We start from the raw sequence: 23944 nt of genomic DNA on the forward strand, positions 1-23944 counted from the left end.
AAAAACATGTGTGTTTTACAAAATTTATTCTTTTTTTCCTGTTTTCAGCTTTCGCCTGCAGCCGTTCTGCTCATCACTGCTCAGCTTTTCTCCTTTACTTGTTCATATGTTTTTGGATAAAATCCAAAAGCGTATTTCCTTGTGCGGTAAGAATGACGCCCTTCCCGCTGCATGCCGGACAAGGTTTGCCTTCTATTTCTCCGGCTCTTTCACAATGCGGACAAGCAACCTCCAGATCATCAGTTGCGATCACCATTTGAATTCCTCCTTTCCCATTGATTAAACATGGACCACCAGCCTTCTTCCATTGGCCGTCACCTCCTTTAAGAAACACAAAAACCCCCGTCCTATCAAAGGACGAGGGTCTCGCGGTACCACCTTTATTAACAGCTAAAAAGCCATTCGCTCATCAGTACAGAAAACGTCAGTTTCGATACTCCTCTCTTGGTAACGGGGAGAGCATCCCGGCATTGCCTACTATCTATTCAGCAATGCAATTCAGAAGCCCATTCGGCATCAGGGGAGGATCGGTTCACACCTGCCACCGACTCTCTGAACCCCGCTCACTGATGCTTACTTGCTCTTCCTCACAATTGTTAATCCGTTCTTCCATTTGTAAAATTTATAATACTCCGTCAATTTACAGAAGTCAATTCTTAATTCAATTTAGGTTCGCCAAGTGCTTCCAGAGCCATATTTACGTGCTCCTCTTGCTGTGTCTGAAGAGCGAACTTGGCAATTTCCAGCGGATACGCCGCCTGCATCTCTGAGATGTGATCCTGCATTTTTGACCATACACGGCCGCCTGCTTGATCATAGCATTCAAGCAAACGGGCTGTTTCTTTTTCTCCGAAAATCATGTGGTAAAAGACAAAATCCTTGGCTGGATCGGCGACTTTCGCTTCTGTCCAATCCAGGAGGCCTGTGACGTGTTCATTTTGATCAATAAGGATATGCGGCGGATGGAGATCGCCGTGTATCAGCGCGGAGAAACCGGGCCAGTATGCATCATCATTGATCCACGTTTGCCATCTTTCCCAAAGCTGCTTAGATACGCCAAACTTATTCTTCACATCAGCCATAGATTCAGCTGTCATTTTCCTGACATCTTCTGGCATCACCACTTCTATTCCGGATTGGCCGGCAGATGTTTGATTCATGCCATGTAATTCTGCCAGTATTTCGGCAAGTGTATGAACAAAATCGTCTGACGGCGGCTGATGACTCATATTCCATACATACTGTTTCTGTTCCAAATCAATCCCAGCAGCAGGCGTTCCGCTAAGCTTCGGGTAAGCGATCAATTCCGGCATATGAATTTTCCAATCCGGCACATCAGCTGTGAGGTGCGCGCGGAGAAAGGCAAGCGTTCTGCCTTCTGAAGCTGCTCTTTCAACTACATCGCTTCGCCGCGGTTTTCGCAGTACCCATGGCATACCTGTATCATCCTCGGCAAATACAACTTGAAAATCCATTCCCGTTTCATTCAATTGAGCGTTATCACAGTGAACCGTCAAACCTTGATTGCGTGCAAGCGCGACAATCTCAGTGATTAGCTGCCTTTCGTTCGGGTTTGTCATCTCTTTTCCCCTTTCTCATATTCCGCCTGTCGTTAGAGAGAAGGGATGTTTTTAAGGAACAAAAAAAGAGGGCAGCATCGCCACCCTCTTTTCATGACAATATAAGGGTACATACATAGGCAGATTCATCCCGATTCCCCGCATCCAGGCGAGTGTCGTTCACTATTGAATTCGTGTCAATCGGAATCTAATGAATGCCATGTCGGAACCCCTCCGTTCATTGTAGTTGATCTCCATCTTACATCATATTCCAGTTTTGATCTACTATAAAAAATGAATCAAGTCACAGGCGCGGGATTAAACAAACACAAATCATTATGAAGGCCCCAATGGTCCGCCCATGTTTGTTTCCTGCCGCTCGCTACATCTAAGACCATGCGAAAAATCTCCCAGCCGACTTCTTCAATACTGGCCTCTCCGGTAGCAATTCGCCCGGCATTGATATCGATTAAATCCGCCCAATGCTCTGTTAATGAATGGCGTGTAGATACTTTCAGCACCGGCGCAGCAGCCAATCCATACGGTGTTCCTCTGCCTGTCGTAAAGACCTGCAGATTCATGCCTGCCGCCAGCTGAAGGGTTCCGCACACAAAGTCGCTTGCCGGCGTCGCTGCAAACAGCAAACCCTTTTTCTCCGCCTTCTCCCCAGGCCCGAGCACACCGGAAATGGGGCTTGTGCCTGACTTTGCTACCGATCCTAACGCTTTTTCCACCACATTGGATAAACCGCCTTTTTTATTGCCAGGTGACGGATTGGCGCTTCTGTCTGCTTCCCCCCGCCTCAGATAGCTGTCATACCACTTCATCTCATCGATCAGCGAACGACCGACCTCTTCGCTGACAGCCCGGGGCGTTAATAAGTGAATCGCATCCCGCACCTCAGTCACTTCAGAAAACAAGACCGTTGCGCCTGCCCGAACCAATAAATCAGCCGCATATCCCACTGCCGGATTCGCCGTCACGCCGGAAAAGGCATCACTGCCGCCGCATTGAAGGCCGATTACCAGATCAGAAACAGGGCAGGTTACACGGACTCTGCTATTGAGTCTGATTAACCGCTGCTCCGCCATTTCCATCATCGATTGAATCATATTCGCAAAGCCTTGATGATCTTGGAGTGAAATGATGTGGTCTTTTTTCTCAGGTGCAATCCGTGCCGGGAGGAGCTTTTCACATCCTAATCCGACCACCATCACTTCCCCGCCGAAGTTCGGATGCTTTGCCAGATTTTGAATCGTGCGGATGGGAATCACGGCGTCTGGGGCATTGATGGCCACGCCGCATCCATATTGATGATGAAGCGGCACGACATCATCGACATTTGGATATTTCGGAAGAAGCTCTTCTTTTATCCGTTTTACCGCATAATCCAGCACGCCGACGACACATTGAACACTTGTGGTGATACCGAGAATATTTTTTGTTCCCGCACTGCCGTCAGCATTTCGATATCCTTCAAACGTATAGCCTTCAAGAGGCGGCAGCGGTTCAGGCACTTTGTTTGCGATAGGAAGGTCATGGAGTTCCGGAGGGGCGGGCATTCTCACCAAAGCTTCCCGCACCCAGCTTCCGCGTTTGATCGGCTGATCTGCAAATCCGATCACTTCTCCATAACGCACGATGGCATCCCCCTGATTCAAATCGGTTAGGGCCACTTTATGGCCTTGAGGAACATCTTCTTCAAGCATCAGCCCGCATGGAAAAACAGTGCCCTTTTTCAGTCCGCCGTCATTTACAATAATCGCCGTGTTATCTTTTACATTCACTTTAATGTAAAGAGGCGCTTGATTCTGTCTGAGGTTCATCACCATAGGAATATCACTCCTCAACATTGTAAACGCTTTCCGATTTTGGTTTAAGAAAAGCCGCAAATCCCGATTTCAAACTGCGGCTGTCATAACAATTATGTTTCGTCTATCCCATTCAAAATTTTGTCACGGACAAATTTCAAATGCTCATACATGTGGTAATGAGCCTGGTAAGGATCTCTTTTGGCAAGGGCGTCGTAGATTTTTTTGTGGTATTCAACCGTAACATCCCTTTCCCTGTACGGAATCTGGCTGTCGATTTTCGCATGCGTGATCAGCAGAGATTGAATCATTCCTTCAACAACGGGATTATTAGCGCTTAATGCAATAATTCGGTGAAATTCTTTATCTGCTTCTCCATAATTGTTGTCAGTGCTGCTGGCGATGTCGTCGATTGTTTTCTGTAAACGCTTAAGCTCTTCTTCATTTATTTTTTCCGCGGCAATCGTCACCAGCCCGAGTTCTAACGCCATCCGCGCTTCAATAATGGCCGGAAGATTATCAGTTGCCAAAGCAAGCATGACGGAAAAAGGCTGCATCCCGATTTTGTCGTTGAAATACGTGCCGCCGCGGGTTTTTCTCGTAATAACGCCCAGCGTCTCTAGTGAGCTAAGCGCTTCGCGAAGCACCGGTCTGCTGACATGTAAGATATCCATTAGCTCCATTTCCGTCGGCAATTTGTCTCCGGCCTTTAATTGTCCGCTTGACAGTAAATGGACAATCCGTTCAATGACCTGCTTGGCTAATGTTTTCCGATTGACTGTATCCACCTTCAGATCTTCTAAACCTTCGTACACGAACAACTCTCCCTTCAGTTGTTCAATTGTAAGACAAAATATTCGTTATGACAATATTTAGAATAAAACTTATCGCACCAGACACGGGCGCTTGCGGTCAAATTCCCAATTGCTGATTAGAAACTGCATAGGGATTGCATCGTTCCGTGCGCCTAAATTCATTTTTCGATAGAGATCATGCGCTTTTTCCACTTGTTCCATATCAATTTCGATGCCAAGCCCAGGCTTATCAGGCACCTTCACACAGCCATCAGCAATTTCTAAAGGCTGTTTGGTTAAACGCTGCCCGTCCTGCCAGATCCAATGGGTATCAATCGCGGTGATGCGTCCCGGAGCTGCGGCCGCCACATGGGTAAACATGGCAAGGGAAATGTCAAAATGATTATTGGAGTGCGAGCCCCACGTCAGCCCCCAATCATGGCACATCTGTGCAACCCGCACCGAACCCTGCATCGTCCAGAAATGGGGATCAGCCAGCGGAATATCGACCGCATGCAGCTGAATCGCGTGCCCCATTTCCCGCCAGTCAGTCGCAATCATATTTGTCGCGGTCGGCAGGCCTGTCGCGCGGCGGAACTCAGCCATCACTTCACGTGCGGAATAACCGTTTTCCGCCCCGCACGGATCTTCGGCATAAGCAAGTACATCATGCTTTCCTCTGCATAATGTAACAGCTTCTTCTAGCGGCCAAGCCCCGTTCGGATCAAGGGTAATTCTCGCCTCAGGAAAACGTTTTGATAACGCGGTGACGGCTTCCATTTCTTCCTCGCCCCGCAATACGCCGCCTTTCAGCTTGAAATCTTGGAAGCCGTAGCGCTCTTGCGCCGCTTCTGCAAGACGTACAACGGCCTCAGGAGTCAGCGCTTCCTCATGGCGGAGGCGGAACCACTCGCAATCTGACTGCTGATTGCTTTGATACGGCAATGTCGTCCGCTTTCGGTCACCAATGTAAAATAGATAACCGAGCATCTTGACCTCATCCCGCTGCTGTCCTTCTCCAAGCAAAGCCGCAACCGGTTCATTGAGAAATTTGCCGAGCACATCTAACAAAGCGGCTTCTAAAGCCGTGACCACATGCACCGCAGTGCGCAAATCAAATGTCTGGATTCCGCGGCCTCCCCTGTCCTGGTCCGCAAACTGCTTTCTGACTGTTTGCAAAATCGACTGGTACGCGCCGATCGATTTTCCGACAACAAGCGGCTCTGCAAGCTCCAGTGTGCGGCGGATCGCTTCCCCGCCCGGCACCTCGCCGACACCCTGATTCCCGCTGCTGTCCGTTAAGACGACAAGATTTCGGGTGAAAAATGGGCTGTGGGCGCCGCTTAAATTCAGCAGCATACTGTCATGCCCCGCGACTGGAATGACTCTCATTTCAGCAATTGAAGGAATATTCGATCTTTTTTCTTTTTGAACCTGTTCCTGTATTGGTGAACTCATCTGTCATCCTCCTTGGATAAAGCGCTTTCATAAGTATTAGACAGGCAGTGATTGATCGGGGTCTTGCTCTTGTTTCTTTAATACGACCCGTTTGATCGGCCCGACCAGCAGCAAATAGCTGAGGACTGCTGCAATCGCATTAGCGCCGACAAAAACGAGCGCGCCATTAAAAGATCCTGTAGCATTCACGATGTAGCCGATCATAATCGGAGTCGTAATCGAGGCGATGTTTCCGAATGTGTTGAACAAACCGCCGCTTAGTCCCGCACACTCTTTTGGCGACGTGTCCGACACGACAGCCCAGCCCAAGGCGCCAAAGCCTTTTCCGAAGAACGCGAGTGACATGATTACAACGACGAGCCACGCTGAATCTGTATAGTTGCAGATAATCATGCTGCAAGACAGCAGCATGCCGACAATGATCGGTCCTTTTCTCGCAAAGGTGAGAGAACGGCCTTTTTTCAGTAAAAAATCAGATACGATGCCTCCAAGCACGCCGCCCGCAAATCCGCACAGCGCCGGGAGGGAAGCCACAAATCCCGCTTCAAGAATGGACATTCCGCGGGCCTGAACCAAATATACCGGAAACCATGTGAGAAAGAAATAGGTGAGAGTCGTAATGCAATATTGCGCGATGTACACGCCAATCAGCATGCGGTTGGTTATTAATTGTTTGATATACGGCCATTTTGATTCTTTTTCCTGCTTGCTTTGACTGTCATCCATTGAAATCAGCCCGCCGCCTTCTTCAATGTACGCAAGCTCGGCTTTGTTGACCTTTGGATGTTTTTTCGGTTCATATACCGTTTTTAACCAGATAAAAGCCAGTAGGATTCCCGCGGCCCCCATCACTACGAAGACGGAATGCCAGCCAAAAGAGTGGGTGAGCCAGCCCATTAAAGGAGAAAAAATGACGATTGCGAAGTATTGAGCTGAGTTAAAAAAGGCTGAAGCTGTACCGCGTTCGGAGCTCGGGAACCAGGAAGCAACCACTCTGCCGTTTCCGGGAAATGAAGGCGCCTCAGAAAGCCCGACTAAAAAGCGCAGCGCGAACAGCAGGATAATCGCTGTGCCAGCGGTAAAGAATCCAATCGCCCCTTGCAGCAGCGTAAAAAATGACCAGAAAAAGATGCTTAACGCAATAACCGTTTTTGAACCAAACCGATCCAGCAGCCAGCCTCCGGGAAGCTGTCCGATGACATAAGCCCAGCCGAATGCAGAAAAAACATACCCCATGGCAACCGAATCCAGCCCAAGGTCATGCTGGACGGAATCACCCGTAATCGAAAGCGTCGCACGATCTGCGTAGTTAATAGACGTCACAAGAAACAGCATAAATACGATGAACCAGCGTACAGAGGTTTTTTTGCCCGCCGGCGAAACATTCGCATGGTCTTTTTTCATAATATCTTCTCCTTTGTCAAAGTAGAGAATCATATGCTGGCGGTGATAAGGCTTGGAAAGAGACAAGCGCCTCTTTCCAGCACCTTTACTGCTTCACAAATACGGTTTTGATCGCCGTGAAGAAGTCCTTCGCGGCCTCACCCTGTTCGCGGGAGTGGGAGCTTGATTGCTTCATGCCGCCAAATGGGGCCTGAAGCTCAACCCCTGCGCTTTCTGCGTTGACCCGGACAAGCCCGGCTTCAATCTCATCAACGAATGAAAGCATACGGCCGATGTTTTGCGTAAAAATAGATGCACTTAATCCGAACTTCACATCATTGGCGATGTCTAAAGCCTCCTTCATCGTGTCCACCTTTAACAGAGCGATGACCGGTCCGAAAATTTCCTCCTGGGCAATCGTCATGTCAGATGTCACGTTGTCAAATATGGCAGGCTGCACATAATATCCGTTTTGATACTTTCCACCCTCCAGCTTTTCTCCTCCGATCAAAAGAGAAGCGCCTTCCTGCTTGCCTTTTTCAATATACGACAGACAGTTATCAAGCTGATTTTTGCTTGCGATCGGTCCCATCCAAACGTTTTCGTTCAAGCTGTCTCCGATCGTAATCTCCTTTGTGCGCTGCAGCAGTTTTTCTTTAAAGCGGTCGTAAATTCCGCTTTGGACAATGACACGGCTTGTTGCGGTGCACTTCTGGCCCGTTGAACGGAAAGCGCCTGTCACCACGGCTTCTGCTGCCGCTTCAAGATCAGCATCGTCCGCTACGATCACCGGGTTTTTCCCGCCCATTTCAAGCTGATATTTGGCGCCTCTCGCTAAAGCGGCTTGCCCGATGATTTTCCCAACCTGATTCGAACCCGTGAACGTAATGGCATTGACCCCGTCATGTTCGGCAATGCCTTGGCCGACAACTGACCCTTGGCCAGTCACCAAATTGATGACTCCCGCCGGAAGTCCCGCTTCTTCAAAACAAGCGATGATCTTCGCACATGTAACGGCAGTTTCTGTTGCGGGTTTGATGACAACAGTATTGCCGTACACCAGTGCCGGCGCCATTTTCCAAATCGGGATCGCTACCGGGAAGTTCCACGGCGAAATCACGCCGACGACACCAAGCGGGACACGGGTTGTAAACATCAGTGCGTCTTTGTCAGTAGACGGGATGACATCTCCTGTTTTGCGCATGCCCTCGCCGGCGTAATAGCGAAGAATCGCAATGCCGCGAGCGGTTTCTCCTTTTGCTTCCGGCAGGGTTTTTCCCATTTCACGCGTCGCACATGCGGCGATGTCCTCTAAGCGCTGCTCCATGATATCAGCTGTTTTGTACAGCAATTGGCCCCGTTCTGCACCCGTCAGCTTCCTCCATCCCGTTTTTGCCTCATTAGCGGCGGCGACGGCCCGGTCCACATCATCAGCCGTTGAACTCTGCACATAGCCGACGATGTCATTCACATCCGCAGGATTTTCCGACTTGATCATGTCGCCTGATTGAGCTTTGACCCACTCTCCATTAATAAAATTGAGATATGTATTTTTTTCCGTGATTACAGACATGCCCATTGCCCCTTTCATGCTTTTTATGTTTGTCAAACCGTCGCGGCCTTCTTCGGGAAACGATCCGCCGCTTGCTTCAAAATGGCTTCCAATTGCTGATAGTGTTCTTTTTCAACCGGTCCGACAGGCGGTCTGGCTGTATTTCTCACATTCATCCCCATAATCTCCATGCCGGCTTTGATCAAGGACACCGCATACCCTTTCCGCTGCTTCCGAATATCGTTGATCGGCAGAATGACATGCTGATAGAGTTCCTTCACTGCATCGTTGTTTCCGTTTTTCAAAGCTTCATAGAACATCCGGGAAATATGCGGAATATAATTCGAAATGGCTGAAGAATAAGAGTGAAAACCGATTGGCAGGTAGGACGGCATCGTCACTTCAGCCATCGGCATTCCGTTAAGCCATCCCAAGCGGTCACCGATTGTATAGGCGAGGTTGATATTCAAATCCATGTTCCCCACCCCGTCTTTCACACCAACAAGCTGTTCAAGCTCCGTCAGCCGCTTGATCTGTTCAAGAGAAAATACGGCGTTGTCGCGCTGATACAGAATGGCATTCAAGTCCGTGCTTTCAATAATCGTTTTGGCGTACTGATACAGCCCCTCCTGTTCGCCATGCACCAAATACGGAGGAAGGATCAAATAGCCGTCAGCGCCTTTTTTCTCCGATATACGCGCCCAATCAAGCGCGGTGCTGAGGTTGCCGCCCACTCCCGTATAGACCGGGACCTTTCCTCCCGCTGCCGAAACCGCGACTTCCACCATGTTTTCGTATTCTTTCTGGCTAAGGGACTGAAATTCCCCTGACCCGCAGGCGATAAAAATCGCTTCCAAGCCTTCTTCCAGCAAAAACTCAATATTTTGAAACAGAGCTTCTTCCTCCAGCTTTCCTTGTGTATTAAAAGGCGCAACCGGAAAACCTAAAATCCCTTCAGGTGCTTTTCTTATACGGCTCATGTACAAAACCTCCTGTCATTTGTGTAAACAGCTCATTTGAAAGCGCTTTAAAATCATGTGGTTGCATATCCTCTCCTTTCCGCATTTCCTTTTGTTTAATTGTAAGACAAATAAACAATAAGTCAATAAATTTATTTTCAGACTTTTCATAAAAACGCTGAAAGCCCCCGTTTTTCCGCATAAAAAAAACAGCCGCTGCTAGCCGGCTGTTTTTTCACATACTTCTTTCTTTCATTGTTTCGTTCAAAAGCTTCGCTTCCAAAAAAAATACGTGGATAAATTTTTTCATATTCACTCTGGCAGGTGCGAGGGGTTTTGCCTCTTCGGATTGAATTTCTTTCATTTTTTGGCTGACGACTGGAAAATCAAAGAATTTTGATGCGTAGGTTTCGAATTTAGGATTCGAAAAATCAGTTGTGCCCAATGAGGCAAAATGGTCCAGCGAATGAATAATGGCTCTGCGGATTCGCTGTTCCGAGGCTTTCATTTCGCGGTTGATTTCCGTTTGTGATGCCGCAGCTCCAAGCTTTCGTTCCGCTACTTGTGTGAAGATTTGTTTTAAAGAAGGGATATTTTTTTCGTAAGGTTCAGATTGTTCATGCTCAGTTAAATACTGAAGGACCGCCATCATATCATGAGCGCCGCCTTCCCCCATCATGCCGAGCTCGGATAGCAAGAACGTTCCCGCTTCTTTTAAGCTGTTGTCATTTTTATACTGAGACCGTGCTTTCCGTTCGGTTCGGCTGACCAGCCGGCTTAAAGAGTTTTGGATATCTCCGATCGAGTTTTCAAGCTCGATTCGTTCCTTCACCTTTTGCAGAACAGTCACAATTTCAATACGGTTAATTGGTTTATGAATAAAATATTCAATGCCGAGAGAATACGCTTCTCCGACCATTTCTTTAGCTTCCACTTGTGAGATCATAACGATTTTCCCGGAATAAGAGTCCTTGATCCGGCGTATGGTCTCAATTCCGTCCCGCCCGGGCATTAATAAATCGATTAACAAAATATCAATCTGCTTAAATTGCAATATATGCCCTTCCACTTGGCTTCCGTCTTCCGCTTCACCCGCAGCCTCTCCAAGGTCCTCATCCTCTATGATCTGCCTTAAAATCGACCGCACCGCGCGGTCATCATCAGCGATAAAAAAACGCATATTATCCGTTCATCCTTTCTGAATCAAATGTCTGGCAGGCAGCCTGATGGTAAAGACCACTCCTTGCTGCTGGTTGTGAAACTTGATGTCTCCCTCAAGCTCTGTCACGATTTCCTTGACGTAGGAAAGCCCAATTCCGGTTGAGGGCGTGCCAAACTTGTCATACGTTGAGGTAAAGCCCGGATCAAACACAATATCTCCTATTTTCTCCGAAATGCCGGGACCATTGTCTTCCACCTGAAATTCTATCATACTCTCATCTGGCTTACGGAGCCTCAGGCTGACCGTTCCCTCATCCCCCATCGCCTCCACCGCGTTTGCCGTCAAATTATTAATGATAGAAAGAACAATAAATACATGATAATCGTCATGCTCGCCCTCTATTGAACAATGAAAATTGATCTGTTTGCCCAATGATTCAGCGTACTTTTCATTCATTCGAATGACAAGCCGGAAAAGGTCCGAGGCATTCATATAATCTTTAAAACTTTCATTAGAAATCAGTTTCGAAAGCCCGGCATATATCCTCTGGTTGTCCTTTTTCACTTCATGAATTTCCCCTGCCAGCCTTAGAATCCTGCCGCCGAGCTGATCGTCCTTGCCCTTCACTTCCCGGTAGAGCTGATAGGATTCGTTTGTCACGTGCTCTGTCGTTTTCAGCGTCTTTTTTAAATGCACTGTTTCTTCATATAAATTCGACACAATCATCAGCATGTGCTCATTTTGCCGCCTTGTCTGCTTTTCTCTGGACTGCGTTTCATACAGCTTCAGCACGTTAAAAAAGCTGATGACAATAAATGTATGAGAAATCGCAACGACCGCGATATCCGTTATTTTCTCAGGCGTCACCACCGTATGAAAAATAAGAAACTGAACGGCCAGCTCGACGCTATCGGAAGCAATTTCAATCATAAATCCATAAAAACCGAGCATTACCGGCCGATCACGATAGCGGTTCGCCCGCAACACATAAAACAGACATGCAAACGTCATGTAAAAGAAAAAGCCGGACGCTTGATCATACAGGATTGGAATCAGCCCTGCGTGTCTTCCGTCCCATAATTCCAATAAAACACGAAATACGAAAACCGATGTTCCAGTCAAAAATCCCGGCAATACAGCGGACACATGCCGCAGCAGCACTAAGAAAAAGAAAAAAGCCGGCGCGCCGAAGCTGATTCGGAACTCTTCATTGAGGGGATAAAATTTCAGTTCGCCTGCAAGCGGCACAGTAACGAGCATAAGCGCCATTATATATGCGTCTTTCTCAAAAAAACGTTCCAGTTTGATTATGATCACATCCTCATTTTTTATTTTGAGGAAAGGACAAAAAACCTGCAAATTTCTTTCGACCCAGTATGTAAGCTTTTTATAAAACCAACGGCTTATTTTCAAAAAATTTTTGTCGTATTTTGTATGATTCTGTAGTCTCCATTATACAGTTATGATACCTTTCCGCATTCTTGAAAGCGTTTAACGCCTCGCCTGTCTTCGATTTTACTCCGCCTCAGTCCCCAATAGCAAAAACAGATAGGAGGAATTTGATGAAAGAACTGATAAAAGAACGCCCGGAAGAAAAGAATCTGGCGTCACAGCTGTATGAATGGGTAGAACATTACCGCCCCTTTGCCGCCAATGGACAAAGCGCAAATTATATCCCCGCGTTAGGAAAAGTTAATGACTCACAGCTCGGCATTTGTATATTGGAGCCTAATGGAGCAATGATACATGCCGGCGATTGGAACGTCCCTTTTACCCTGCAAAGCATTTCAAAAGTCATCAGCTTTATCGCTGCGTGCATGAGCCGCGGCATTCCCTATGTGCTTGACCGCGTCGATGTCGAGCCGACAGGTGACGCCTTTAATTCAATTATCCGTCTTGAAATGCACAAGCCCGGAAAACCGTTTAACCCTATGATTAACGCTGGCGCCATTACAATCGCCTCGCTTCTTCCGGGAGAGACAGCCCGCGATAGGCTGGAGTATCTGTACTCTGTCATTGAAACATTAATAGGGAAACGGCCCAGAATACATGAGGAAGTTTTCCGGTCTGAATGGGAAACCGCCCACCGTAACAGAGCACTGGCTTACTACTTAAAAGAGACAAACTTTTTAGAAGCCGATGTGGAAGAAACGCTGGAGGTTTACCTGAAGCAATGCGCTATGGAAGGCACGACAGAAGACATTGCATTGATCGGCCTGATCCTTGCTCATGACGGTTATCACCCGATTCACCGCCAGCAGGTGATTCCAAAGGATGTGGCAAAGCTCGCCAAGGCTTTAATGCTGACATGCGGCATGTATAACGCCTCAGGCAAATATGCGGCGTTTGTCGGGGTACCGGCCAAAAGCGGTGTCTCCGGCGGCATCATGGCGCTGGTTCCTCCAAGCGCCAGAAGAGAGCAGCCTTTCCAAAACGGATGCGGCATCGGCATTTACGGGCCTGCCATTGATGAATACGGCAACAGCCTGACTGGCGGCATGCTGCTGAAGCACATCGCGCAGGAGTGGGAACTCAGCATTTTTTAAAATAAAAAACGAGGTGATTGTATGCAGCAATTCCTGGAACATATCGTCGGTTTCGCAAATGATTTTTTGTGGTCAAAGCTATTAATTGTATTGCTTCTTTCTTTGGGGATCTATTTTACGTTCAGGCTTAAATTTTTGCAGGTTCGCATGCTGAAGGAAATGGTCAGGGTGTTAAAGGAAGGCGCTGCATCCCGGTCGAAAAACAGCATCTCTCCGTTTCAAGCGTTTTGTATCAGCATGGCAGCCCGTGTCGGCACCGGAAACATTACGGGTATTGCCATTGCGATTGCGCTGGGCGGGCCTGGTGCGATTTTCTGGATGTGGATTATTGCCATTATCGGGTCAGCGTCAAGCTTTGTCGAAAGTACACTGGCTCAAATTTATAAGGTGAAAGATGCAAACGGCTTCCGCGGCGGTCCTGCTTATTATATGGAAAAAGGACTGAACAAAAGATGGATGGGCGCCTTGTTCGCCGTTTTAATCACGCTGTCGTTCGGTATCGTCTTTAACTCGGTTCAATCAAATACGGTCAGTCTCGCGTTTGAAAACGCGTTCGGCACAAACCGCCTGACACTTGGACTCATTTTAATTGCTGTGTTTGGAACGATTATCTTTGGCGGAATCAAACGCATCGCAAAACTGGCTGAATATATTGTTGTTGTTTTGGCTGTCCTGTATATCGGAGTCGCTTTTTTCGTGATTCTCACAAACATCACCCAGCTGCCTGCCGTTTTTGCGCTTATTGTCAAAAACGCGTTTGGATTTGACCAGGCGGCCGGCGGCGCTTTGGGAGCGGCTTTAATGCAGGGTGTCAGACGGGGGATTTTTTCAAACGAAGCGGGAATGGGAAGCGCACCGAATGCCGCTGCCACCGCGACGACAAGCCATCCTGTAAAACAAGGGCTGATCCAGGCATTTGGTGTGCTTACTGATACGCTGGTCATTTGTACAAGCACGGCCTTTATCATCCTGTTTTCAGACGCCTATCATACACCGGGACTGAGCGGAATCGCATTAACTCAAGCCTCTCTCAGCTCCCATATCGGACCATGGGCATCAGGCTTTCTCGCCATCCTGATCCTCTTATTCGGATTCTGTGCCTTGATCGGCAACTATTATTATGGCGAAACCAATATCGGCTTTTTGAACAAAAGCAAAAAACTGATCTTTGTTTACCGTATCGGCGTGCTTGCAATGATCGTGTTTGGCTGTGTAGCCAAGGTGCAGCTTGTATGGGATTTGGCCGATTTGTTTATGGGCTTGATGGTCGTCGTCAACTTAATCGCCATTTTCTTATTGTCGAAGGTGGTTTTTGCGGCTCTCAAGGACTATACCCGTCAGAAAAAAGCGGGCAAAGATCCCGTTTTTTATAAAAATGTCATAAAAGATCATGAGCGGATTGAATGCTGGGAGCTTTCAGAAACGCCTGCTGATCCTCATAACAAACAAATATCATAACGCAGAAGGTGTTCAGATCAATGGAATCTGAACACCTTTTATCTTTCGGTTGATTGACAAACATCAAGACGTCCTTTACCATTTTCATATCTTTTCAAAAAATCAGAAAGAAGGAACGGAACAGCCTATGAATCCAATTCAGCATCTATTAGATACATACCCGCTTATCGTGTTAGACGGCGCGATGGCAACCGAGCTTGAACGCAAAGGCTGCGACTTGAATGACAGTCTCTGGTCGGCAAAAATTCTGATGGAGCAGCCAGACCTGATTAAACAAGTTCATACTGATTATTTTGCGGCAGGCGCCGACTGTGCGATCACCGCCAGCTATCAGTCTACGTTTGAAGGCTTTGCCGCACGCGGGCTCAGCGAAGCGGAAGCCCGCCGGCTTATCCAGATGTCCGTCAGTATCGCGGCCGAAGCCCGTGATGAATTTTGGGCACAGAAAGGTAACCGCTTGAATCGGCCAAAACCGATCGTTGCGGCCTCTGTCGGCCCGTATGGCGCCTATCTTGCGGATGGCTCTGAGTATCGCGGAAACTACGGAATCTCTGAGGATGAGCTGGCTGAATTTCACCGCCCCCGTATGAAAGCCCTGATTGACGCCGGTGCGGATGTTTTGGCATGTGAAACGATTCCATGTCTTACTGAGGCAAAGGCAATTGTCCGTCTGCTGAAGGAATTTCCTGAAACATATGCGTGGTTCAGCTTCAGCGCGAAAGACGGTCTGCATATCAGTGACGGAACCCCTGCCGCTGAATGCGCGTCATGGCTTGATCAGCACAGTCAAGCGGCGGCGGTCGGGATCAACTGCACTCCGCTTCAGCATATCCCTTCATTGATTGCTGAGCTAAAGAAGAACACTTCTAAACCGATTATCGTCTATCCGAATTCAGGCGAACAGTATGATCCGGACACCAAAACATGGAACGGCGCAGCATGCGGCGAGCCTTACGGACAAAACGCGCGCATCTGGTATGAAAACGGAGCAAAGCTGATTGGCGGCTGCTGCCGGACAAAACCGGAGGATATTAAAGAAATTGCCGGCTGGGCCCGGACTTTAAAAACCACTTGACTTATCGGAATAGTTTGTATATTCTAACCTAAAAGCCGGCTTGCCGGAATCTCGTGTCACCCGCTGACATGAGATTTTTTATTAGGAAGCCATCAAATCGCCGTATAGAAAGTTGGAAAAAGATGAAATCCGCTCACAACAAGAATGAGACAAACTTTCAGAGAAGTATGAAAAGCAGACACCTCTTTATGCTTTCATTAGGAGGCGTCATCGGAACCGGTCTGTTCTTAAGTTCAGGCTATACCATACAGCAAGCAGGCCCTGCCGGAACCATCCTTGCGTACTTAGTCGGCGCGGGAATTGTCTATTTGGTCATGCTGTGCCTTGGCGAATTGTCTGTAGCCATGCCAGTGACAGGCGCGTTTCATACCTATGCAGCAACATACATAGGGCCGGGCACAGGTTTTACGGTCGCCTGGCTGTACTGGCTCACATGGGCCGTTGCATTGGGATCTGAGTTCACAGCGGCAGGCCTGCTAATGCAGCGCTGGTTCCCCGATACGTCTGTTTGGATGTGGAGCGCCGTTTTTGCTTTGTTGATTTTCTTGCTCAACGCGTTTTCAGTCAAGTTTTTCGCTGAATCAGAGTTTTGGTTTTCCAGCATTAAAGTATTAGCCATTGTATTATTTATTCTTTTAGGCGGCGCCGCTATGTTCGGCATCATCCCGATCAAAGACGGGGGCGCTGCTCCGATGCTGTCCAACTTCACAGCGGAAGGCGGGCTCTTTCCGAATGGATTTGTCCCCATTTTCATGACCATGCTGTCTGTCAACTTTGCCTTCTCAGGAACTGAGCTGATCGGAATTGCCGCGGGAGAAAGCGTCGATCCCGACAAGACCATACCAAAAGCGATTAAAACAACGGTCTGGCGTCTCTCACTCTTCTTTATCGGAACCATTTTTGTACTCTCAGGGCTGATTCCGATTCAAGAAGCGGGCGTTATCAAAAGCCCATTCGTTGCAGTCTTTGACAGAGTCGGTGTACCGTACGCAGCTGACATCATGAACTTTGTCATTCTGACAGCCATCCTGTCAGCCGCTAATTCCGGACTTTACGCTTCGTCCCGTATGCTTTGGTCACTGTCAAAAGAACAGACGCTTCACCCAACATTTGCAAAGCTGACATCAAAGGGAATCCCGCTAAACGCGCTGGTGTTCAGCATGATTGGCGGCATCCTGTCATTACTGTCCAGCATATTTGCGCCAGACACGGTGTACGTTATACTCGTGTCGATTTCCGGCTTTGCCGTCGTTGTCGTTTGGATGGGCATCGCCGCTTCTCAATTCATGTTCAGAAAACGTTATTTGGAAGCGGGAAACAAGGTCACAGATTTGAAATACCGAACGCCTTGGTACCCATTTGTGCCGATTGCCGCATTTCTTTTATGTCTGGCATCCGTGATTGGCATTGCCTTTGATCCGAATCAAAGAATCGCGTTATATTGCGGTGTGCCGTTTATGGCCATCTGCTATGCGGTGTATTACACGAAAAACCGCAAAAGCCGTCCGGCCGCTGATATGACCCATTCAAAATAAAAGAACCTGCCCCAAGGCAGGTTCTTTTTCTATCCTCATACTTCCACTGTCCAATGAAACGGGTCTTTCACTTTTCCAAGCTGAATGTCAGTTATCGTTTGATACAGCTTTTTTGAGATTTCTCCTATTTGCCTGTCGTTCACAATCACCGTTCTTCCATGAATATTGAGTGCGCCGACAGGCGTAACAACCGCAGCCGTACCTGTGCCGAATACCTCTGTCAATTCCCCTCGTGCGGAGGCTGCATAAATATCATCGATCGATATCTTTTCTTCCCGGACCGGGATGCCCCAGCTTCTGATCAGCTCAATAGCAGAAGCTCGTGTAATCCCGCTCAAAATGCTTCCGCTTAATGCAGGAGTCACAACTTCTCCATTTATGACGAAAAAGATATTCATGCTCCCTACTTCTTCCGCGTATTTCTTTTCAATGGCATCCAGCCATAGCACCTGATCATAGCCTAATTCATTCGCCTTCTGCTGCGCCTGAAGACTCGCCGCGTAATTTCCTGACGTCTTGGCATTTCCGACTCCGCCATTAACTGCCCGCACAAACTCATCTTCCACATAGATGTTAATCGGCTGCAGCTGATCGCCATAGTAAGAGCCGACAGGCGAAAGCACGATCATAAATGTATAGTTTTTTGACGCCTTTACACCGAGACTCGGTTCAGTGGCAATAACAAACGGACGAATATACAGCGACGTTCCCTTTTCCCTCGGAACCCACTCTTTTTCCAGCTCGACCAATTGCGTCAGTGCCTCCAGCACCAGCTCTTCGTCTACAGGAGGCATACTCATTCGCTGACATGATCTGTTCAGCCTTTTAATATTTTGCTCCGGCCTGAACAGCAGCACCCTGCCATCTTCAGTTCTGTATGCTTTCAAACCTTCAAAAACAGCCTGGCCGTAATGGAAAACAGAAGAGGATGGATCGAGCATAATCGGTGCATAAGGAGTAAGTCTTGGACGATGCCAGCCCTTTTCCTCCTCATAATCCATCACAAACATATAATCTGTAAAGTATTTGCCGAACCCTAAGGATGAAGGGTCTGGTTTTTCCTTCTTTGATGTGATTTTCTCTCGTTCAATAAGCTTGTTCACTGATAAGCACACCTTTCTAGATGAATTTGTTTAAATTTTCTGTCAATTTTGAGCTGCAAATCGGTAATGCCTTTCTTTTTTACAGGCGGTTTTCCGTTCTCATTTGATATAAGAGGGCTCAAATATAAATGTCAGAATATTCTTTATCGTCTTCGGCTATTATACACTACATTTAGTGTAAGATGAAGGTGAAGTTAAAGAAAAAACAGCCAGAGATTTTTCCGGCTGTTTTCGTTAAACTGCTAAAAACAAAATGACGGCATGACCAATCAGCAGAATATAAACCGCGATCCCTAACTGCCAGTTGACCTTCCGCGCCAATGCAAAAACAATCATCAAGGCCGGCAAAATAGCTGTTCCAGCCAGCTTATTGACCGTCAAATCCGGGCTGTTCGTTACATCATAATGAATCGGCATATCTGCCGGAAGAAAAGGATAAAACACCATAGAGAGTATGACAGCCGCAATGACAGACCCCCACACTACTTTCTCATTCATCAATAGAAACATAGAACCAGTCCTCCTCATCACTTCCTAAAACAATAAAGCGTTTTCTTTATCTCCCATTGCTTTACGATTGATATGACTGTTCTACGGTGAATTTCGTTCGGTCTCCTCGTGTAATAATTTGTGCATATTCTACTACTTCTTCATTTTTGTCATAGGTGAGGGATTCCGATAAAAATGCAGGCGCTCCAACATTGGTTAACAGGTGCCCGCTGATCGTTTCATCCGTTAAAATCGGTTCGATCGATTCCGTCCCCCTGCTGATTTCGATATTGTATTTTGTTCTTAATAATTCAAACAGAGATCCGGTGCACTCTTCCTGCGCTAATCCCGGTGCCGCTTTCCAAGGTATATATGAGGTATGGTATTGCAAAGGTTCACCCTCGGCGTATCTGACTCTGATAAGCTTGTTAACAGGCTCATTCTCTTTCATTTTCAGCAGCTCGGCTATGGAATGATCGGCAGGGATCACCACAAGTTCAAGCACTTTTGACTCAGAACGCAGCCCCCTCATTTGTTCTGCAAAACTCGTAATCTTATGCGGAATCGGCGTTTGGATTTTAGCTGCCGATACAAATGTTCCTTTTCCTTGGATTCTCTGAATATATCCTTCAAGTTCAAGCTGCTGCAAAGCCAGCCTTACAGTTGTTCTGCTGACATCATATTGCTCGCAAAACTCGCTCTCTGTCGGCAGCTGATCATTCGCCTGATATTTGCCCGACTTGATTAATTCAATGATTTTAAATTTGATAACAGAATATAAAGCTGCCATTTCATCCTCCCCATTCTGTATGTAAACCGATCTTTTTGAATGAAACCATAATACCATCTGCATTCCTATTTTGAAAGATTTGTACTTCCTTTTGTAACAAATTTTCAGAAAATAACGTTGACAATTTTATGGCGATGGTGCTAAATTCGTAATGACAAATATCATAAATTGATCATAACAAATATGATGCTTGTCTATTTCATTGAGGGGGTGTCAGATGAAGATCATCGTTGCTGATCATTATGAAGATCTCTGTAAGTTAAGCGCTAACATGATTAAGGAATATGTACAGGCAAAGAAAGATGCCGTTCTTGGTCTGGCTACCGGCAGCACGCCGATCGGCTTATACAAACAGCTCATTTCAGACTATCAGGCAGGCGAAATTGATTTTTCAAAGGTTATAACATTTAATTTGGATGAATACGCAGGCCTGTCTCCATCTCATCCACAAAGTTATAACAAATTTATGCACGAGCATCTTTTTCAGCATATCAATGTTCAGCCTGACCATATTCATATCCCGCAAGGAGACAATCCCCAGCTTGAGGCTGAGTGCAAAGTGTATGAGGAACTTATCCGCCAGGCGGGAGGCATTGATGTGCAAATCCTTGGCATCGGCTCGAATGGCCATATTGGTTTTAATGAACCCGGCTCTGATTTTGAGGACCGGACACGAATCGTCAGGCTGTCTGAAAGCACGATACAGGCAAATGCCAGATTTTTCGGCGGCGATCCTGTACTTGTGCCGAGGCTTGCCGTTTCAATGGGCATAAAAACGATCATGGAATTCAGTAAACACATTGTGTTATTAGCAAATGGCGAGGAAAAAGCGGACGCGATCCGAAAAATGGCTGAAGGGCCTGTGACGCCGGACGTACCGGCCTCGATTCTTCAAAAACACAATCATGTAACCGTTATCGCCGATCAAAAAGCAGCTCAAAAACTGAAGAACTTATAAAACAAATAGAAGGAGACTGTTATGTTTAAAAAGGCATTTCAAATTCTGCAACAGCTCGGCCGCGCTTTGATGACTCCGGTTGCCGTCCTGCCGGCAGCCGGTCTGCTGCTCCGTTTCGGTGACAAGGATTTACTTAACATTCCTATTATAAAGGATGCGGGCGGCGTTGTATTCGATAACCTGCCGCTGATTTTTGCCGTAGGTGTCGCGATTGGTTTAGCTGGCGGCGAAGGAGTAGCCGGGCTTGCCGCTGTCATCGGATACTTGATTTTAACCGTCACCCTGGATAACATGGGAAAACTACTCGGCCTTCAGCCTCCTTATGAAGGGGCCGAGCATCTGATTGATATGGGGGTATTCGGCGGCATTATCATCGGGCTGCTTGCCGCATATTTGTACAAGCGTTTTTCATCAATAGAGTTGCACCCCGTCCTTGGATTTTTCTCAGGAAAACGATTTGTCCCGATTATTACTTCGGTCAGTTCATTGGTCATCGGCGTTATTTTCTCATTTGTTTGGCCGCTAATTCAAAATGGAATTAACGCCGCCAGCAGCTTAATTGCCGATTCAACGGTCGGCCTGTTCTTTTATGCAACAATCTATCGCTTACTGATTCCTTTTGGACTGCATCATATTTTTTATACACCTTTCTATTTTATGATGGGCGAATACACAGATCCATCGACAGGCAATACCGTAACCGGCGATCTGACAAGGTTTTTCGCCGGAGACCCGACTGCGGGACGTTTTATGATGGGCGATTTCCCTTACATGATTTTCTGTCTGCCGGCAATCGCGCTTGCCATCATCCATACCGCGCGGCCCGAAAAAAAGAAAATGATTTCCGGCGTCATGATTTCAGCAGCGCTTACGTCTATGCTCACTGGAATTACAGAGCCAGTTGAATTTGCTTTCTTGTTCGTCGCGCCTGTGCTTTATTTAATAAACTCTATTCTTGCCGGCATCATCTTTGTCGTGTGTGATCTGTTCCATGTCCGTCACGGCTACACCTTCTCCGGCGGCGGCATTGACTATGTGCTGAATTACGGGCTTTCGACAAACGGCTGGGTCGTCATTCCTGTCGGGATCGTCTTCGCCTTCATTTATTACTATTTGTTCCGTTATGCGATTTTGAAATGGAATCTGAAAACACCCGGCCGTGAAGCAGATGAAGATGATCAAAGTGAAGCCAAATCTCCTGTTTCAAAAGACCAGCTCGCCTTCCACGTATTGCAGGCGCTGGGCGGCCAGCAAAATATCGCCAACCTCGACGCATGTATTACAAGGCTGCGTGTCACCGTTCATCAGCCAAGCCAAGTAAACAAAGACGAACTAAAGCAGCTTGGGGCGGTAGGTGTGTTAGAAGTGAACAACAACTTCCAAGCGATTTTCGGCACAAAGTCAGATGCTTTAAAAGATGATATCAAAACGATTATAGCTGGAGGTGTCCCGGCTGCCGCCGCGGCGCTTGATGCTGAAGCCGAGACCCAGCAGGAGCCTCCTGCCGAAGAGTCTTTTATATATCCGATACAAGGAGAAAAACTCTCCCTATCCGACGTGCCTGACCAGGTATTTTCAGAAAAAATGATGGGTGAGGGTTTCGCGATTGATCCAACAGAAGGAAAAGTCGTTGCCCCCGCTGACGGCGAGATTGTATCGATATTTCCGACAAAGCACGCCATTGGCTTTACAAGCGCTGGCGGCACGGAAATGTTGATTCATGTCGGCATTGATACGGTGAAGCTGAACGGAGAAGGCTTTGAAGCTCATGTCACGAGCGGCCAAACCGTCAAACAAGGCGAACTGCTTCTAACCTTTGAACTGAATTACATTAAGCAGCATGCTGCTTCCGCCATAACGCCTATTATTTTCACAAATGTATCTGAGGAACAAATGAACCGTATGAACATGAAGTAAAAAAGTCCCCCTGACGCGGGGGACTTTTTATCCAACATAATGAAAGCGCTATCAAAATAAATTTTTAAAAAAGGGGTTTGCATTTGATTCACGAATGGTATGAATAAGCCTCATCATATCATTCTAAAGGGGGATTCATTTGAAAAAATTTATCGCGTTTCAAATTTTAATCGCATTGGCTATCGGCGCAGTAATCGGCCACTTTTTTCCTGATTTCGGAATGGCGCTCAGGCCTGTCGGTGACGGATTTATCCGCTTGATTAAAATGATTGTCGTGCCGATTGTATTTTCTACCATTGTCATCGGAGCTGCTGGAAGCGGAAGTATGAAAAAGATGGGCAGCCTCGGCGTAAAGACCATTATCTGGTTTGAAGTGATCACCACTTTGGTGCTGGGCCTGGGACTTTTATTGGCAAATGTCTTAAAACCGGGCGTCGGGCTGGATCTTTCTCACTTAGCGAAAAAAGATATTCATGAACTTTCCGGCTATACAGAGAAAGTCGTGGATATCAAACAAATGATCCTCGATATTATCCCGACAAACATTATTGATGTCATGGCCAGAAACGATTTACTCGCTGTCATTTTCTTTGCGATTTTATTCGGTGTTGCCGCCGCTGGCATCGGCAAAGCCTCTGAACCAGTGATGAATTTTTTTGAATCGGTCGCTCAGATTATGTTTAAACTGACGCAAATCGTCATGGTGACCGCTCCTATCGGCGTGCTTGCCTTAATGGCCGCCTCTGTAGGCCAATATGGCATCGAACTCCTCCTCCCCATGTTTAAATTAGTCGGTACTGTTTTTCTTGGTCTGTTTCTGATCCTCTTTGTCCTCTTTCCGCTTGTTGGTCTCATTTTTCACTTTAAGTATTTTGAAGTGCTGAAAATGATATGGGATCTGTTTCTGATTGCGTTTTCCACAACCAGCACCGAAACCATTCTTCCTCAGCTTATGGATCGAATGGAGAAATACGGCTGTCCGAAACGGGTGGTATCATTTGTCGTTCCCTCCGGCTTATCGCTGAATTGTGACGGATCAAGCCTATACTTATCGGTTTCCTGTATATTCTTGGCACAGGCCTTCAATGTAGACATGACGCTGTCACAGCAGCTTCTCATGATGCTTGTGCTTGTCATGACCAGCAAAGGCATCGCCGCTGTTCCGTCGGGCTCCCTTGTCGTTCTTTTGGCGACTGCAAACGCTGTGGGGCTGCCTGCCGAAGGCGTCGCCATTATTGCAGGCGTGGACCGCATCATGGATATGGCCCGAACAGGTGTTAATGTACCGGGACACGCGGTCGCCTGCATCGTGGTTTCTAAATGGGAAAAGGCCTTCCGCCAAAAAGAATGGGCCGCCGCAAACGGACAAACGGAAAGCATGTAAAAAAAGAACAC

Annotated in this window: 20 protein-coding genes and 1 other annotated feature; of the genes, 7 read left to right on the plus strand and 13 right to left on the minus strand. The window is 47.2% G+C overall.

Annotation, left to right across the window (positions count from 1 at the left end):
• Positions 1–94 precede the first annotated feature (94 nt).
• From H7F27_RS19485 to H7F27_RS19530, 10 genes are all read right to left on the minus strand, one after another.
• Complete coding sequence (locus H7F27_RS19485) at positions 95–256, minus strand: tryptophan RNA-binding attenuator protein inhibitory protein (protein WP_024120093.1); 162 nt, start codon at positions 254–256, stop codon at positions 95–97.
• Positions 257–350: 94 nt separating this feature from the next.
• Positions 351–600: a binding site (T-box leader), on the minus strand.
• 56 nt (positions 601–656) lie between these two features.
• Positions 657–1580: a macrolide 2'-phosphotransferase MphK gene (gene mphK, locus H7F27_RS19490; protein WP_185848335.1), complete on the minus strand. Its 924-nt coding sequence runs from the start codon at positions 1578–1580 to the stop codon at positions 657–659.
• A 278-nt stretch (positions 1581–1858) separates the two neighbouring features.
• Positions 1859–3391: a galactarate dehydratase gene (gene garD, locus H7F27_RS19495; protein ID WP_185848336.1), complete on the minus strand. Its 1533-nt coding sequence runs from the start codon at positions 3389–3391 to the stop codon at positions 1859–1861.
• Between the two features lie 92 nt (positions 3392–3483).
• The gene (locus H7F27_RS19500; RefSeq protein WP_185848337.1) at positions 3484–4185 is read right to left on the minus strand and encodes a FadR/GntR family transcriptional regulator; all 702 of its coding nucleotides are present in this window, start codon (positions 4183–4185) and stop codon (positions 3484–3486) included.
• Between the two features lie 69 nt (positions 4186–4254).
• On the minus strand, positions 4255–5622 hold the full coding sequence (gudD, locus tag H7F27_RS19505; RefSeq protein ID WP_185848338.1) for a glucarate dehydratase: 1368 nt from the start codon (positions 5620–5622) through the stop codon (positions 4255–4257).
• 36 nt (positions 5623–5658) lie between these two features.
• The gene (gudP, locus tag H7F27_RS19510) at positions 5659–7026 is read right to left on the minus strand and encodes a glucarate transporter GudP (RefSeq protein ID WP_185848339.1); all 1368 of its coding nucleotides are present in this window, start codon (positions 7024–7026) and stop codon (positions 5659–5661) included.
• 85 nt (positions 7027–7111) lie between these two features.
• Positions 7112–8578: an alpha-ketoglutaric semialdehyde dehydrogenase GucD gene (gene gucD / locus H7F27_RS19515; RefSeq protein WP_185848340.1), complete on the minus strand. Its 1467-nt coding sequence runs from the start codon at positions 8576–8578 to the stop codon at positions 7112–7114.
• Positions 8579–8610: 32 nt separating this feature from the next.
• Entirely contained in the window at positions 8611–9537 is a 927-nt protein-coding gene (gene kdgD, locus H7F27_RS19520) for a 5-dehydro-4-deoxyglucarate dehydratase (protein WP_059292043.1), read from the minus strand.
• 214 nt (positions 9538–9751) lie between these two features.
• On the minus strand, positions 9752–10696 hold the full coding sequence (locus H7F27_RS19525) for a glutamine utilization two-component system response regulator GlnL (protein WP_185848341.1): 945 nt from the start codon (positions 10694–10696) through the stop codon (positions 9752–9754).
• Positions 10697–10705: 9 nt separating this feature from the next.
• Positions 10706–11938 (minus strand): two-component system sensor histidine kinase GlnK, encoded by a 1233-nt coding sequence (locus tag H7F27_RS19530; RefSeq protein ID WP_081638223.1) that lies wholly within the window; start codon positions 11936–11938, stop codon positions 10706–10708.
• Positions 11939–12240: 302 nt separating this feature from the next.
• On the opposite strand from H7F27_RS19530, the gene H7F27_RS19535 reads away from it, so the two are divergent.
• The 4 genes from H7F27_RS19535 (at position 12241) to mmuP (ending at position 17292) form a co-directional block, all read left to right on the plus strand.
• The gene (locus H7F27_RS19535; RefSeq protein ID WP_024120081.1) at positions 12241–13224 is read left to right on the plus strand and encodes a glutaminase; all 984 of its coding nucleotides are present in this window, start codon (positions 12241–12243) and stop codon (positions 13222–13224) included.
• Positions 13225–13245: 21 nt separating this feature from the next.
• On the plus strand, positions 13246–14682 hold the full coding sequence (locus H7F27_RS19540; protein ID WP_185848342.1) for an alanine/glycine:cation symporter family protein: 1437 nt from the start codon (positions 13246–13248) through the stop codon (positions 14680–14682).
• Between the two features lie 127 nt (positions 14683–14809).
• The gene (gene mmuM, locus H7F27_RS19545) at positions 14810–15757 is read left to right on the plus strand and encodes a homocysteine S-methyltransferase (RefSeq protein ID WP_106021244.1); all 948 of its coding nucleotides are present in this window, start codon (positions 14810–14812) and stop codon (positions 15755–15757) included.
• Between the two features lie 122 nt (positions 15758–15879).
• The gene (mmuP, locus tag H7F27_RS19550) at positions 15880–17292 is read left to right on the plus strand and encodes an S-methylmethionine permease (protein ID WP_185848343.1); all 1413 of its coding nucleotides are present in this window, start codon (positions 15880–15882) and stop codon (positions 17290–17292) included.
• Positions 17293–17327: 35 nt separating this feature from the next.
• On the opposite strand, the gene H7F27_RS19555 is transcribed toward mmuP, so the two are convergent.
• The 3 genes from H7F27_RS19555 to gamR all read right to left on the minus strand — a co-directional run bounded on the left by H7F27_RS19555 (position 17328) and on the right by gamR (position 19674).
• Positions 17328–18395, minus strand: a complete 1068-nt coding sequence (locus tag H7F27_RS19555; RefSeq protein WP_185848344.1) for a branched-chain amino acid aminotransferase — start codon at positions 18393–18395, stop codon at positions 17328–17330.
• 234 nt (positions 18396–18629) lie between these two features.
• Complete coding sequence (locus H7F27_RS19560; RefSeq protein ID WP_024120076.1) at positions 18630–18905, minus strand: DUF1648 domain-containing protein; 276 nt, start codon at positions 18903–18905, stop codon at positions 18630–18632.
• Between the two features lie 61 nt (positions 18906–18966).
• Entirely contained in the window at positions 18967–19674 is a 708-nt protein-coding gene (gene gamR / locus H7F27_RS19565; protein WP_024120075.1) for a transcriptional regulator GamR, read from the minus strand.
• Positions 19675–19891: 217 nt separating this feature from the next.
• On the opposite strand from gamR, the gene nagB reads away from it, so the two are divergent.
• The 3 genes from nagB to gltP all read left to right on the plus strand — a co-directional run bounded on the left by nagB (position 19892) and on the right by gltP (position 23933).
• Positions 19892–20632, plus strand: a complete 741-nt coding sequence (gene nagB / locus H7F27_RS19570) for a glucosamine-6-phosphate deaminase (RefSeq protein WP_095714494.1) — start codon at positions 19892–19894, stop codon at positions 20630–20632.
• A gap of 21 nt (positions 20633–20653) precedes the next feature.
• Positions 20654–22549, plus strand: a complete 1896-nt coding sequence (gene ptsG, locus H7F27_RS19575; RefSeq protein WP_095714495.1) for a glucose-specific PTS transporter subunit IIBC — start codon at positions 20654–20656, stop codon at positions 22547–22549.
• 139 nt (positions 22550–22688) lie between these two features.
• Entirely contained in the window at positions 22689–23933 is a 1245-nt protein-coding gene (gltP, locus tag H7F27_RS19580; protein WP_101860214.1) for a glutamate-aspartate/proton symporter GltP, read from the plus strand.
• Positions 23934–23944: the final 11 nt, after the last annotated feature.

The organism is Bacillus sp. PAMC26543 (genome assembly GCF_014250375.1).
Taxonomy (GTDB): Bacteria; Bacillota; Bacilli; order Bacillales; family Bacillaceae; genus Bacillus; species Bacillus halotolerans.